This is a genomic window from Burkholderia sp. Bp8991, assembly GCF_003853795.1.
Classification (GTDB): Bacteria; Pseudomonadota; Gammaproteobacteria; order Burkholderiales; family Burkholderiaceae; genus Burkholderia.
In genome coordinates this window covers 324092-337849 of the sequence record NZ_QTQJ01000004.1, presented here as the reverse complement: position 1 = coordinate 337849, position 13758 = coordinate 324092, and the positions used below count along the sequence as shown (strand labels likewise).

The following is a 13758-nucleotide window of genomic DNA, read 5'->3' as shown; positions in this document are numbered from 1 at the left end:
AAGGATCACTAACATGAGCCGCTACTCGATATTCAGCCTGTTCCGCAACGGCCTCTCGTATCACGAGAACTGGGAAAAGCAGTGGAAGAGCCCGGAACCGAAGAAGGAATACGACGTCGTGATCGTCGGCGGCGGCGGCCACGGCCTCGCGACCGCGTACTACCTCGCGAAGGAGCATGGCATCACGAACGTCGCGATCCTCGAGAAGGGCTGGATCGGCGGCGGCAACACCGCGCGCAACACGACGATCGTGCGCTCGAACTACCTGTGGGACGAATCGGCCGCGCTGTACGAGAAGGCGATGAAGCTGTGGGAAGGGCTGTCGCAGGACCTCAACTACAACGTGATGTTCAGCCAGCGCGGCGTGATGAACCTCGCGCACACGCTGCAGGACGTGCGTGACACCGAGCGTCGCGTGAACGCGAACCGCCTGAACGGCGTCGACGCCGAATTCCTGACGCCCGCGCAGATCAAGGAAATCGAGCCGACGATCAACCTGAACAGCCGCTACCCGGTGCTCGGCGCCTCGATCCAGCGCCGTGCGGGCGTCGCGCGTCACGACGCGGTGGCCTGGGGCTTCGCGCGCGGCGCCGACCGCGCCGGCGTCGACATCATCCAGAACTGCCAGGTGACGGGCATTCGCCGCGAAGGCGGCGCGGTGGTCGGCGTCGACACGGTGAAGGGCTTCATCAAGGCGAAGAAGGTCGCGGTGGTCGCAGCCGGCAACACGACGACGCTCGCCGACATGGCCGGCGTGCGCCTGCCGATCGAAAGCCACCCGCTGCAGGCGCTCGTGTCCGAGCCGATCAAGCCGGTGGTGAACTCGGTAATCATGTCGAACGCGGTGCACGCGTACATCAGCCAGTCCGACAAGGGCGACCTCGTGATCGGCGCGGGTATCGACCAGTACACGGGCTTCGGCCAGCGCGGCAGCTTCCACATCATCGAAAGCACGCTGCAGGCGATCATCGAGATGTTCCCGGTGTTCTCGCGCGTGCGGATGAACCGCCAGTGGGGCGGCATCGTCGACGTGTCGCCGGACGCCTGCCCGATCATCACCAAGACCGACGTGAAGGGCCTCTATTTCAACTGCGGCTGGGGTACCGGCGGCTTCAAGGCGACGCCGGGCTCGGGCTGGGTGTTCGCGCACACGATCGCCCGCGACGAACCGCACCCGCTGAACGCCCCGTTCGCGCTCGACCGCTTCTACACGGGCCACCTGATCGACGAACACGGCGCTGCCGCCGTTGCGCACTAAACCCGACGACCATTGGAGAAAGAAACATGTTGCTGATCGAATGTCCGTGGTGCGGGCCGCGCGCCGAATCCGAGTTCACGTGCGGCGGTGAAGCCGACATCGTGCGCCCGGTGGCGAACGAGACCATGACCGACCGCGAATGGGGCGAATACGTGTTCATGCGCGAGAACAAGCGCGGCCTGCACAAGGAGCAATGGCTGCACACGCAGGGCTGCCGCCGCTGGTTCAAGGTGACGCGCGACACGGTCACCTACGATATCAAGGGCTACGAAAAGTTCGGTGGCGCAGCTGCCGGCAACGCACACGAAGAGGGCACGAGCAAATGAGCCAGAAAGACCGCCTCGGCACCGGTGGCCGCATCAATCGCGCGATTCCGTTGACGTTCACGTTCAACGGCCGCACGTACCAGGGCTTCCAGGGCGACACGCTCGCGTCCGCGCTGCTCGCGAACGGCGTGCACTTCGTCGCGCGCAGCTTCAAGTACCACCGTCCGCGCGGGATCGTGACGGCGGACGTCGCGGAACCGAATGCCGTCGTGCAGCTCGAAACCGGCCCGTACACGGTGCCGAACGCGCGCGCGACCGAGATCGAGCTGTACCAGGGCCTCGTCGCGACGAGCGTGAACGCCGAGCCGTCGCTCGAGAACGACAAGTACGCGATCAACCAGAAGTTCTCGCGCTTCATGCCGGCCGGCTTCTACTACAAGACCTTCATGTGGCCGCGCAACATGTGGCCGAAGTACGAAGAGAAGATCCGCGAGGCCGCCGGCCTCGGCAAGGCGCCCGAAGTGCTCGACGCCGATCGCTACGACAAATGCTACGCGCACTGCGACGTGCTCGTGGTCGGCGGTGGCCCGTCGGGCCTCGCCGCCGCGCATGCGGCAGCGATCGCCGGCGCACGCGTGATCCTCGTCGACGACCAGCGCGAACTCGGCGGCAGCCTGCTGTCGTGCCGCGCGGAAATCGACGCGAAGCCCGCGCTGCAATGGGTCGAGAAGATCGAGGCCGAGCTGCGCAAGCTGCCCGACGTGACGATCCTGTCGCGCAGCACGGCGTTCGGCTACCAGGACCACAACCTCGTGACGGTCACGCAGCGCCTGACCGATCACCAGCCGGTGTCGATGCGCAAGGGCACGCGCGAGCTGCTGTGGAAGGTCCGCGCGAAGCGCGTGATCCTCGCGACCGGCGCGCACGAGCGTCCGATCGTGTTCGGCAACAACGACCTGCCGGGCGTGATGCTCGCAGGCGCGGTGTCCACCTACGTGCATCGCTACGGCGTGCTGCCGGGCCGCAACGTGGTCGTGTTCACGAACAACGACCGTGCGTACCAGACCGCGCTCGACCTGAAGGCATGCGGTGCGAAGGTGACCGTCGTCGATTCGCGTGCGTCGTCGAACGGCGCGCTGCCCGCGGCCGCGAAGCGGCAGGGCGTGACGGTGATGAGCGGTGCGGTCGTGACGGCCGCTTCGGGCAAGTGGCGCGTATCGTCGGTCGACGTCGCGTCCTACTCGAACGGCCAGACCGGCGGCAAGCTGCAGTCGCTGCCGTGCGACCTCGTCGCGATGTCGGGCGGCTTCAGCCCGGTGCTGCACCTGTTCGCGCAGTCGGGCGGCAAGGCGTGCTGGAGCGACGAGAAGGCGTGCTTCCTGCCGGGCAAGCCCGTGCAGGCCGAAGCGAGCGTCGGTGCGGCCGCGGGCGAGTTCGGTCTCGCCCGTGCGCTGCGGCTCGCGGTCGACGCGGGCGCCGAAGCGGCGAAGGCCGCCGGCTTCACGGCCGCGCAGCGCCCCGTCGCGCCGCAGGTCGCGGAAACCGTCGAAGGTGCGCTGCAGCCGTTGTGGCTCGTCGGCAGCCGCGAGGCCGCCGCACGCGGGCCGAAGCAGTTCGTCGACTTCCAGAACGACGTGGCGGCCGCCGACATCCTGCTGGCCGCGCGTGAAGGCTTCGAGTCGGTCGAGCACGTGAAGCGCTACACCGCGATGGGCTTCGGCACCGACCAAGGCAAGCTCGGCAACATCAACGGGATGGCGATCCTCGCGCAGGCGCTCGGCAAGACGATTCCGGAAACGGGCACGACGACGTTCCGCCCGAACTACACGCCCGTGTCGTTCGGTACGTTCGCGGGCCGCGAGACGGGCGACTTCCTCGACCCGATCCGCAAGACGGCCGTGCACGAATGGCACGTCGAGCACGGCGCGATGTTCGAGGACGTCGGCAACTGGAAGCGGCCGTGGTACTTCCCGAAGAAGGGCGAGGACCTGCATGCGGCCGTGAAGCGCGAATGCCTCGCGGTGCGCAACGGCGTCGGCATCCTCGACGCGTCGACGCTCGGCAAGATCGACATCCAGGGTCCGGACGCGGTGAAGCTGCTGAACTGGATGTACACGAACCCGTGGAACAAGCTCGAGATCGGCAAGTGCCGCTACGGGCTGATGCTCGACGAAAACGGGATGGTGTTCGACGACGGCGTGACGGTGCGCCTCGCCGACCAGCATTTCATGATGACGACGACCACCGGCGGCGCGGCGCGCGTGCTCACGTGGCTCGAGCGCTGGCTGCAGACCGAATGGCCCGACATGAAGGTGCGGCTCGCGTCCGTCACCGATCACTGGGCGACGTTCGCGGTGGTCGGCCCGAAGAGCCGCAAGGTCGTGCAGAAGGTATGCCAGGACATCGACTTCGGCAACGACGCGTTCCCGTTCATGAGCTACCGGAACGGTACCGTCGCGGGCGCGAAGGCGCGCGTGATGCGGATCAGCTTCTCGGGCGAACTCGCCTATGAAGTGAACGTGCCGGCCAACGCGGGCCGCGCGGTGTGGGAAGCGCTGATGGCAGCCGGTGCCGAGTTCGACATCACGCCGTACGGCACGGAAACGATGCACGTGCTGCGCGCGGAGAAGGGCTACATCATCGTCGGCCAGGACACCGACGGCTCGATCACGCCGTACGACCTCGGGATGGGCGGGCTCGTCGCGAAGTCGAAGGACTTCCTCGGCAAGCGTTCGCTGTCGCGCTCCGATACGTCGAAGGAAGGCCGCAAGCAGTTCGTCGGCCTGCTGACCGAGGACGAACAGTTCGTGCTGCCGGAAGGCGCGCAGATCATCGCGAAGGACACGCAGGTGTCGGCGGTCGATCCGACGCCGATGATCGGCCACGTGACGTCGAGTTATTACAGCCCGATCCTGAAGCGCTCGATTGCGCTGGCGGTGGTGAAGGGCGGCTTGAACAAGATGGGCGAGAGCGTCGTGATTCCGCTGGCCAACGGCAAGCGCATCACCGCGAAGATCTCGAGCCCGGTTTTCTACGATACCGAAGGGGTGCGCCAGCATGTGGAATGAAACGAGAAACCAGACGCCGGTGGCGGGCGCGGGCGTGACGCTTGAATCGCCGTTCGTCGGCGCGGCCGATGTGCTGAAGCTGCACCAGGCACGCGCATCGAAGAAGTTCACGCTGCGCGAGCGGCCGTTCCTCGATCTCGTGAACGTGCGCGGCGAGCTGAGCGACCCGGCATTCGTCAGCGCGTTCGAGCGCGTGGTCGGCTGCCGGCCGCCGTCGGTGCCGAACACGGTCGCGCGCGGCGCCGAGTACGACGTGCTGTGGCTCGGTCCCGACGAGTGGCTCGTGCGCTCGAACGGGCCCGTGCAGGCGGGCGTGCTCGAGGCGCAACTCGCGGAGGCCGTGCAGGGTTCGTATGCGGCGGCCGTCGACGTCGGCAGCGGCTACACGGTCGTCGAGGTCAGCGGCGAACGCGTGCGCGACGTGATCGCGCGCGGCTGCCCGCTCGACCTGCATCCGCGCGTGCTCAAGCCGGGCCAGTGCGCGCAGTCGCACTACTTCAAGTCGCCGATCACGCTGATCCCGACCGGCGACGATACGTTCGAGATCGTGCTGCGCCGCAGCTTCGCCGACTATTTCGTGCGCATCATGCTCGACGCCGCGGCGCCGCTCGCATCATGAAGCCGTTCGACGAACCGTTCGTGGCGATCGACGCGCCGCGCCTGCGCGGGCGTGGCTGGAGCGTGTTCGTCGACGAACTGAAGGTGCCCGCGCGGATCGGCATTCACGCGCACGAGCACGAGGCGCCGCAGCCGATCGTGATCGATGCGCGGCTCGGGTATCGCTGCGAGCCGAGCGAGCAGGGCGAGTGGATCGACTACGACGGCTACTGCGCACGCGTCGCGTCGTTCCTGTCGCACAAGCCGCATACGCGGCTGCTGGAGACGCTCGTCGCCGATCTCGCGGTGCTGTCGTTCCGCGAATGGCCCGCGCTGGAGTCGCTGACGCTGTCGATGTACAAGCCGAAGATCCGGCCGGGGACGAAGCGCGTGGGCGTGTCGCTCGACTGGACGCGCGGGGATTACCTGCGGTGGACGGGGGCGGCGGGGCAGCTTTGAGCGGGTCGGCCGGTCGGCGGGATCCGGTCAGTGCGAGACGGCGGCGCGGAGGCGTCGCCGTTTCCATTTATAATTCCTGAAATATGCGAATAATCGACGGTCACGTGCCGCTCTCGATTTTATTCCTGAAATACCCGAACAATTGGCCGCTCGGCCGTTGAACCACTATAATTCCGATATTTACGTAACTATGCCGTCAGCTGCCTGTGACGGCGCTTTGTTCCTGAAATTTCGGAATTATGGCTCGAACCTTACCGCAACCCATCGCAGCACCCGACCCGTTCGCACCGGACCTTGCCGCCCTGGGCGCGCTCGTGCGCAACCGGCGCGCGCAGAACCAGATGCGGATCGACGATGCGGCCGACATGCTCGGCGTCTCCAAGGACGTGCTGTCGCGGCTCGAAAACGGCCGCGCGGTGAGTCTCGACAAGCTGTTCAAGGTACTGGACGGCTTCGGCCTCAATTTGCTCGTCGTGCCGAAACGCGACGTCCCGGTGGCGCGCAACGCATTGCGTGACACCGCCACGGTGCGCGCCGCTCCGCCAGGCTCGTCCGGTTTGCCCGAGGGCCCGTGATGATCCATCGTCTGCGCATCTCGGCCGATGGCTCGCCGGTCGGGCAATTGACTTACGATGCCCGCCGCGACGACTACGGCTTTTCCTACGATCCGGCGTGGCTGGCACGCGGCGATGCGTTTGCGCTGTCGCCGTGCATTCCGCTCGACGGGGGGATCCCGCCGTCGGGTGCGATCCAGCGCTTCGTGGGCAACCTGCTGCCCGAGGGCCGCGCACTCGACGTGGCCGCCTCGATGTATCAGATGTCGAAGGACAACGTTTTCGGCCTGATCCGAATGCTCGGCAAGGAGCCCGTCGGTGCGTTGAGCTTCGTTCCGGACGACGGTTCGCCCGCACGAGCGCCTGAGACCCTCGAACCCGTGCGCCGACCGATCTCCGCGGAGGAACTGACCGATCGGATCCGCAAGCGCGATGCGATTCCGTTTCCCGTCTGGGACGATCAGGTACGTCTGTCGATCGCCGGCCATCAGGACAAGCTGCAGGTGCTCGTCGAGGGCGAGCGGTATGCGCTTGTCGACGGGTCGCTCAGCAGCTCGCATATTCTGAAGCCCGAGTCGCGCAGCCCGCAGGCGCCGTTCATGGTGGCCAACGAGCATTTCTGCATGACGCTGGCGGCCCGCATGGGCTTGCCGGTCGCGCGTGTCGAGATTCGGCGCATCCCCGAACCGATTCTGCTGATCGAACGATTCGACCGGGTCGTGACGACCGATCCGGAGCATCCGCAGCGCGTGAGCGCGGTGCGGCGACTTCATGTCATCGATGGATGCCAGGCCCTCGACTTGCCGGCGACACTCAAATACGAACGCAATCTCGGCAACAACGCGGACGTACGCAATATCCGCGAAGGCGTGAGCTTCGAAAAGCTGTTTTCGCTGACGCCGTTTCTCGAGACGCCCGCCGCCGCGCGTTCGGCCATGTTGCGCTGGGCGTTGTTGCAACTGCTGATCGGCAACAGCGACGCGCACGGCAAGAACATTTCGTTTTTCGTCAGCAGCGGCGGGCTCGATCCGGCGCCGCTTTACGACCTGGTGTGCGTGTACGTCTACGGCGACGCCTATGTGCAGGACATGGCGATGGCGTACGGCGATGTGTTTCGCACCGAGGAGCTCACGGCTTTCGCGCTCGCAGACTTCGCGCATCGTGCGCGGATCCGGCCGGCGCTCGTTGCGCGTGAAATGACGCGGATGGCGACGCTGGCCGGGAAACTGGCTCCCGAACTGGCGAAATCCGGCGTGTACGCAGGCGATGAGCGTGCATGGGTACAGCGTATTTCGGAGTACGTGCGAGCTCAGGCCGAGCGCGTGCTGCGGATTGCGCCCATGGTGCCCAAGGTCAACGTCGAGCTGCTCTGACGCGCGCGGTGCGCTTACTTTGCGTTGCGGCTCGCGGCGGGCGCCGCGGTCGACGGATCGCTGACCGGCACCATGCGCGGGCTCGTGTCGTTCGAGCCTTTCGCGCCGTCTTCCAGTTCGAGCACGAAGCGGAACGTGTCGACCCGCTGCATCACCTTCGCCGCATACGCGTTGGAGCCGCCATAACTCCTCAGCCCGGCTTGCACGTTGCCACCGGCCGCCCGCACATAGCCCGACAGGATCTTGGAGCCCGCTTCGACGTTCGCATTCGGCTCGGTGAGGTCCTTCACGTCGCGCAGCATGCCGCGGTGTGCTGCCGGCACGACCTGCATCAGCCCGGTCGCGCCATGCTGGCCGCGTGCTTTTTCCTGAAAGCGCGATTCGATCGAGATAATCGCGTAAACGAGTGCCGGAGGCAGCGAATATTTCGTCGCAGTGACGCTCACGATGTCGGCGAGCTTCGCGGCGCGCTCTTTCGCGACGCCGAATTTCTTCGTCAGGTAGGAGGTGATGCGGCGGTTTGCTTCGTTCGGCTGATCGTTCGCGAGCGGGGCGGAGGCCTCGGCCGGCGCGGATGCGGCCGCTTCGGGCGCAGAGGCAGGCAGCGTTGGCGCCTGCTGCGCGGAGGCCTGTTGCGCAATGCCGAGCGAAAGCACGATCAGCCAGAGAAACCGTCGTCGCATGGTGGAGTGCGGGGAAATGAGAGGCGCATAGTATATCGGCCAATCGTCGTGCGCGTTCGAGCGCAGGCTCGAATGAAAGCACGATGTAGGCTTGTATCGATGCGCGCGGCGCGCAGGTGGGATCGTTGCACGAACACGCATCGGAGTCCGGATGAAGCGCATCCGGTTTTTTCGCGCCCCCTTTTTCGCCCGCGACGCAGCGACTGCGGGTGCGTAATCCGCCTGCCGCCTGCCCCGTGCTACGCCCGCCGCGCGCCCGCCACCCGCGCGATCGCCCCGATCGCATCGCTGACCAGCACCGCGAGCAGCCCGACGATCACGCCGCCCTGCAGCACGAACGCTGTGTTCGATGTCTGCAGGCCCGCGATGATCACGTCGCCGAGCCCGCGCGCGGCAACCGTCGAGCCGATCGTCGCGGTGCCGAGATTGATCACGACCGCGAGCCGGATGCCGTTGACGATCACCGGAAACGCGAGCGGCAGCTCGACCGACGCCAGTTGCTGCCAGCCGCTCATCCCCATTCCGCGCGCGGCGTCGACGACGTCGCGCGGCACGTCCTCGAGCCCCGCGATCGTGCTCTCGAAAACCGGCAGGAGCCCGTACAGCACGAGCGCGATCAGCACGGGTTTCAACCCGAAGCCGACGGCCGGTACCGCGAGCGCGAGCACCGCGACGGGCGGAAAGGTCTGGCCGATGTCGACGACGCTGCGCGCGACCGGCAGGAAATCCGCGCCGGACGGCCGCGTGACCGCGATCCCGGCCGCGACCGCGATCAGCGTGCCGAGCAGGCTCGACAGCGCGACGGTGCCGAGATGCGCGAGCGTGAGATCGAGCAGGCTCGCGCGATCGTAGATGACCGGCGCGCCGTTGTCCGCGAACGGCGCGAACACGCCCTGCAGCCACGCGGGGCGCAACAGCAGCACGAGCAGCAGCGCGAGCGCGACCGCGCGCGCGACATGCGCGGGCAGCCGCCGCGGCCGGGGCGAAAGCGAACGCGCGGGCCGCGTCGTCATGCGGGCTTCCTCGCGTGCGCGCGGATCGCGTCGAGCGTGATGCGGCGCGCGGCGTGCCCGTTACCGCCTTCGACCGGCAATGCGTCCGCTCCGCGCCACAGTAGTTCGGACACCGCGTCGCGCAGCGTGCGTGTCGCGGCGATCGGTTCGCCGTCGGCGTGACCGGGCTCGGCCACCGCGTCGATCGGCGTCAGCGCGAGCAGGCGCAGCGGCCGGTCGACGCCGGCGACGAGCTGTTCGACGACACCCGCTGCCGGCTTGCCGAGAATCTCGGCCGGCGACGCGACCTGCAGCAGCCGGCCGCCGTCCATCACCGCGATCGTGTCGCCGAGCTTCAGCGCTTCCTCGATATCGTGCGTGACGATCACGACCGTGATGCCGAGGCGGCGCTGCAGTGCGTACAGATCGTCCTGCGCCTTGTTGCGGATGATCGGATCGAGGGCGCCGAACGGCTCGTCCATCAGCAGCATCGCGGGCTCGGCCGCGAGCGCGCGCGCGACGCCGACGCGCTGCTGCTGGCCGCCCGACAGTTCGTGCGGCAGCTTGTCCGCGAATTCGGACGGCGCGAGATGAAACAGGTCGAGCAGTTCGCGCACGCGCGCGTCGATGCGCTCGGCCGGCCAGCCGAGCAGCCGCGGCACGGTCGCGATATTGCGCGCGACGCTCCAGTGCGGGAACAGGCCGTGCCCCTGGATCACGTAGCCGATGCGCCGCCGCAGCTGCTCGGGCGGCACGCTCGCGGTGTCGACGCCGTCGATGCGGATCGTGCCGCCGGTCGGCGCGATCAGCCGGTTGATCATCCGCAGCAGCGTCGACTTGCCGCTGCCCGATGCGCCGACGAGCGCGGTGATCGTGCCTTGCTTCATCGTCATCGATACGTCGTCGACGGCGACGACGTCGCCGAAGCGTTTGCCGATGCGTTCGATCTCGATCATGCGGTACGTCCCTTCGCGAGCGTGGTCGCGGCTTCGAACACGACGGCGGCCGCCAGCGCGAGTGCGATCGTCGGGATCGCGCCGAGCAGCACGAGATCGGCGGCCGATTGCCCGATTCCCTGGAAGATGAAGATGCCGAACCCGCCGCCGCCGATCAGCGCGGCGACCGCGGTCAGGCCGATGTTCTGCACCAGCACGATGCGCACGCCGCTCAGGATCACCGGCAACGCGAGCACGAGATCGACGCGCAGCAGCCGCTGCGCGCGTGTCATGCCCATCGCGCGTGCTGCTTCGGTCACGTGCGGCGGCACCTGCTCGAGCCCGACCACGACGCTCGACGCGATCGGCAGCAGCGAGTAGAGAAACAGCGCGAGCACGGCCGGCGCGACGCCGATCCCGCGGATGCCGAGCGCGGCCGCGAGCGGCACGTGCGCGGCGAGCAGGCCGAGCGGCGCCATCATCAGCCCGTACATCGCGATGCTCGGGATCGTCTGCACGATATTGAGCACCGGCATCACGACGGTGCGCACCGGCGCGACCCGCGCGCACGCGATGCCGAGCGGCAGGCCCGCGACGAGCGCGGCCGCGACCGAGCCGCCCGCGAGCGCGACGTGCCGGATCGCCTCGCGCCAGAAGTCGTCGTTGCGCACCGCGTATTCGCGCATCACCGACAGGCCGTCCCACCAGCCGCTCGCGAGCGGCAGCGATATCGCTGCCACGGCGACGGCGAGCGCGACGAGGCGTCGCCACGGGCCGAAGGCGAGCCGCGCGAGCGCGTCGGCGACGAGCACGGCCCACGCGAACAGCAGCAGCCACACGCCCGCCGCGGGCGATACGCGTGCGAGCGCGTCGTCGGGGGCGACGGCGTGCGTCGCGGCCGCACCGACCGCGTAGGCCAGCGTCGCGAGCCACGTGCAGCCGGCCGCGAGCCGCCATCCGGGACGGCTCGCCGTCATCGCCCACAACGCGCCGACGAGCCACAGCGCGGCGAGCGCGGCACCCTGAACGGCGGGCAGCGCGGCGAATACCGACAGCCCCGTGCCGGCCGCGATGCGGTTCGGCCGCAGCACCATGAACGGCATGCCGAACACCGCCACGATCGTCAGGACACCGATCAGGATACCGACCTTGTCGAGCGTGATGCGTCGCGCGGACGCCACCGCGCGACCCGTCACTTAACGAAGCCTTTCGACTTCAGGTAGCTTTTGGCCACGCCGGCCGCCGGTTCGCCGTTGATCTGGATGCGCGCGTTCAGCGCCTGCAGCGTCTTCAGGTCGAGGCTCGCGAACACGGGTTTCAGGAAATCGGCGATTTGCGGATGCGCATTCAGCACGGCTTCGCGAATCACCGGCGTCGGCGCATAGACGGGCTGCACGTGCTTGTCGTCGTCGAGCACGACGAGGCCGCTCGACGAGATGCCGCCATCGGTGCCGTACACCATCGCCGCGTTTACGCCGTCGGTCTGGTTCGCGGCGGCCTTGATCGTCGCGGCCGTGTCGCCGCCCGACAGCACGACGAGCTGATCGGGTTTCAGCTTGAAGCCGTATGCCTTTTCGAACGACGGCAGCGCGGATGCGCTGTTCACGAACTCGGCCGATGCCGCGAGCTTCAGCTTGCCGCCGCCCGCGATCCACTTGCCGAAGTCGGAGAAGGTCTTCAGGTGCTGCGCTTGCGCGACGGGCGCGAGCACGGCGACGCCCCACGTGTTGTTCGCGGGCGCCGGCGTCAGCCAGACGAGATGGTTCGCCGCGTAGTCGAGCTTCTTCGCGGTGTCGTAGCCTTGGCTCGCGTTCTTCCACAGGGGATCGTCGGCCTTGTTGAAGAAGAACGCCGCGTTGCCCGTGTATTCGGGGTAGATGTCGATCTCGCCGCTCGTGAGCGCCTTGCGCACGATCGGGGTCGTGCCGAGCGCGATCTTTTCGGTGACGGGGATGCCGTGGGCCTTCAGCACCTGTGCGATGACGTTGCCGAGCAGGTTGCCTTCGGTGTCGATTTTCGATGACACCACGACGGGCGTGTCGGCGTGCGCGCCGGGTGCGACGACTGCGGCGGCGAACGCGAGGCCCAGGATGCGGGCGGGCAGGGCGAGCTTCATCGGGGCCTTCTCCAGAACGGGGACGTACGCCGAAAGTTACTTGACTGAGTCGGCTTTGGCAAACCGCGTACGGCGGCACGTCCACAGCACGCGTGGGGGTAACCCGCATGCGTCGCACGCCGTTGTTACACTGGAGCGCATTCCCGCCTGCGGACACTTGCTGACATGAAACCCGAGCTACTGGTCCTTATCGCGCTGCGCGACGACGCGCACCGCCAGATCGCCGCGTCGTACGACGTCCACCATGCACCGACCGCCGAGGAACGCGAGCGCGCGATCGCCGAACACGGCCGCACGATTCGCGCGGTGTTGACCAACGGCAGCACGGGCCTGACAGCCGCCGAAATCGATCGTCTGCCGCAGCTCACGTTCGTCAGCGCGCTCGGCGCCGGCTACGAGCACATCGACGTCGCGCATGCGAAGGCGCGCGGCATCACCGTGGTGACCGGCGCGGGCACCAACGACGATTGCGTTGCCGATCATGCGTTCGCGCTGCTGCTGGCGGCGGTGCGCAACGTCGTGCAACTCGATGCGAAGACCCGCGCGGGCGTATGGCGCGACGCGCTGCCGATGCCGCCGAACGTGTCGGGCAAGAAGCTCGGTATCGTCGGGCTCGGCAAGATCGGCGAGAAGTGCGCGCGGCGCGCGGCCGGCTTCGACATCGAGATCGGTTATCACAACCGTTCCGGGAAGGATGTTCCGTATCGCTATTTCGAGCGCGTCGAGGCGCTCGCGCAATGGGCCGATTTCCTGATCGTCGCGACGCCGGGCGGCGCGGGCACGCGTCACCTGATCGACCGCGCGGTGCTCGATGCGCTCGGCCCCGGCGGGTTTCTCGTCAACTTGTCGCGCGGCAGCGTTGTCGATACCGCCGCTTTGGCGGATGCGCTGAGCGAACGGCGCATCGCGGGCGCGGGGCTCGACGTCTACGAAGGCGAGCCGGAGCCGCCGCGCGCGCTGACGGCGCTCGACAATATCGTGCTGACGCCGCACATGGGCGGCTGGTCGCCGGAGGCGCTCGATCGCTCGGTCCAGCAGTTTCTCGACAATGCGGCGCGGCATTTCGCCGGGGAGCCGGTGCTGACGCCGCTGTGAGGGTGGTCCGTGCGGCGCGCGGGCATGTATCCGCAACCCGCACGCGAAAATCGGAAAAATTCGCATCATGGCCGGCCATTTGGCGCCGGAACGTCGATCCCGCTGCAATGACATCGCATTCCATGCCGTCCGGCTGCTGCCGGACGTGTGCCGTTCATGGAGACGATCGATGACTATCGCTGCCGTACCCTTCGTGCCGAGCCGCGGCGCGATCAGCCGCCACCCGCGCGAACATGCCGGCGACGATCAGCGCGTCGAGCGCGCGAACGTGTGGCCGGATGTCGTGCCCAGGCGTGTTGCGGCGGGCTGAGCCGCGTTGCCGATGAAGAACGGCGCCACGCAACGGTGCAGCATCGCCGCGT

The 13758-nt window shown here is 67.7% G+C and carries 14 protein-coding genes; 9 read left to right on the top strand and 5 right to left on the bottom strand.

Translation table 11 applies throughout. The features are described 5' to 3' along the window. Window positions 1-13: 13 nt before the first annotated feature. The 7 genes from DIE02_RS07005 to DIE02_RS06975 all read left to right on the top strand — a co-directional run bounded on the left by DIE02_RS07005 (window position 14) and on the right by DIE02_RS06975 (window position 7575). On the top strand, window positions 14-1258 hold the full coding sequence (locus DIE02_RS07005; protein WP_034180813.1) for a sarcosine oxidase subunit beta family protein: 1245 nt from the start codon (window positions 14-16) through the stop codon (window positions 1256-1258). Window positions 1259-1284: 26 nt separating this feature from the next. Next, a complete protein-coding gene (locus DIE02_RS07000; protein ID WP_124485108.1) occupies window positions 1285-1584 on the top strand; it encodes a sarcosine oxidase subunit delta in 300 nt (99 codons plus the stop codon). Further along, a complete protein-coding gene (locus DIE02_RS06995) occupies window positions 1581-4592 on the top strand; it encodes a sarcosine oxidase subunit alpha family protein (RefSeq protein ID WP_044844413.1) in 3012 nt (1003 codons plus the stop codon). The genes DIE02_RS07000 and DIE02_RS06995 overlap by 4 nt, the downstream gene beginning before the upstream one ends. Beyond that, entirely contained in the window at window positions 4582-5211 is a 630-nt protein-coding gene (locus tag DIE02_RS06990) for a sarcosine oxidase subunit gamma (RefSeq protein ID WP_124485109.1), read from the top strand. The genes DIE02_RS06995 and DIE02_RS06990 overlap by 11 nt, the downstream gene beginning before the upstream one ends. Next, on the top strand, window positions 5208-5648 hold the full coding sequence (locus tag DIE02_RS06985) for a dihydroneopterin aldolase (protein ID WP_006749884.1): 441 nt from the start codon (window positions 5208-5210) through the stop codon (window positions 5646-5648). The genes DIE02_RS06990 and DIE02_RS06985 overlap by 4 nt, the downstream gene beginning before the upstream one ends. Before the next feature lie 239 nt (window positions 5649-5887). Then, on the top strand, window positions 5888-6223 hold the full coding sequence (locus tag DIE02_RS06980; protein ID WP_124485110.1) for a helix-turn-helix domain-containing protein: 336 nt from the start codon (window positions 5888-5890) through the stop codon (window positions 6221-6223). Further along, window positions 6223-7575 (top strand): HipA domain-containing protein, encoded by a 1353-nt coding sequence (locus tag DIE02_RS06975; protein WP_124485394.1) that lies wholly within the window; start codon window positions 6223-6225, stop codon window positions 7573-7575. Before DIE02_RS06980 ends, DIE02_RS06975 begins: the two co-directional genes overlap by 1 nt. 14 nt (window positions 7576-7589) lie before the next feature. On the opposite strand, the gene DIE02_RS06970 is transcribed toward DIE02_RS06975, so the two are convergent. From DIE02_RS06970 to DIE02_RS06950, 5 genes are all read right to left on the bottom strand, one after another. Beyond that, on the bottom strand, window positions 7590-8258 hold the full coding sequence (locus DIE02_RS06970; RefSeq protein WP_124485395.1) for a lytic transglycosylase domain-containing protein: 669 nt from the start codon (window positions 8256-8258) through the stop codon (window positions 7590-7592). A gap of 239 nt (window positions 8259-8497) precedes the next feature. Further along, window positions 8498-9271, bottom strand: a complete 774-nt coding sequence (locus DIE02_RS06965) for an ABC transporter permease (protein WP_124485111.1) — start codon at window positions 9269-9271, stop codon at window positions 8498-8500. Further along, window positions 9268-10206: an ABC transporter ATP-binding protein gene (locus tag DIE02_RS06960; RefSeq protein ID WP_124485112.1), complete on the bottom strand. Its 939-nt coding sequence runs from the start codon at window positions 10204-10206 to the stop codon at window positions 9268-9270. The genes DIE02_RS06965 and DIE02_RS06960 overlap by 4 nt, the downstream gene beginning before the upstream one ends. Then, a complete protein-coding gene (locus tag DIE02_RS06955) occupies window positions 10203-11381 on the bottom strand; it encodes an ABC transporter permease (protein WP_124485113.1) in 1179 nt (392 codons plus the stop codon). Before DIE02_RS06955 ends, DIE02_RS06960 begins: the two co-directional genes overlap by 4 nt. Beyond that, entirely contained in the window at window positions 11378-12301 is a 924-nt protein-coding gene (locus DIE02_RS06950; RefSeq protein ID WP_124485114.1) for an ABC transporter substrate-binding protein, read from the bottom strand. Before DIE02_RS06950 ends, DIE02_RS06955 begins: the two co-directional genes overlap by 4 nt. 165 nt (window positions 12302-12466) lie before the next feature. On the opposite strand from DIE02_RS06950, the gene DIE02_RS06945 reads away from it, so the two are divergent. Together DIE02_RS06945 and DIE02_RS35435 are read left to right on the top strand one after the other, a co-directional pair. Further along, on the top strand, window positions 12467-13396 hold the full coding sequence (locus DIE02_RS06945) for a 2-hydroxyacid dehydrogenase (protein WP_124528854.1): 930 nt from the start codon (window positions 12467-12469) through the stop codon (window positions 13394-13396). A gap of 169 nt (window positions 13397-13565) precedes the next feature. After that, window positions 13566-13706, top strand: a complete 141-nt coding sequence (locus DIE02_RS35435) for a hypothetical protein (protein ID WP_185702602.1) — start codon at window positions 13566-13568, stop codon at window positions 13704-13706. Window positions 13707-13758: the final 52 nt, after the last annotated feature.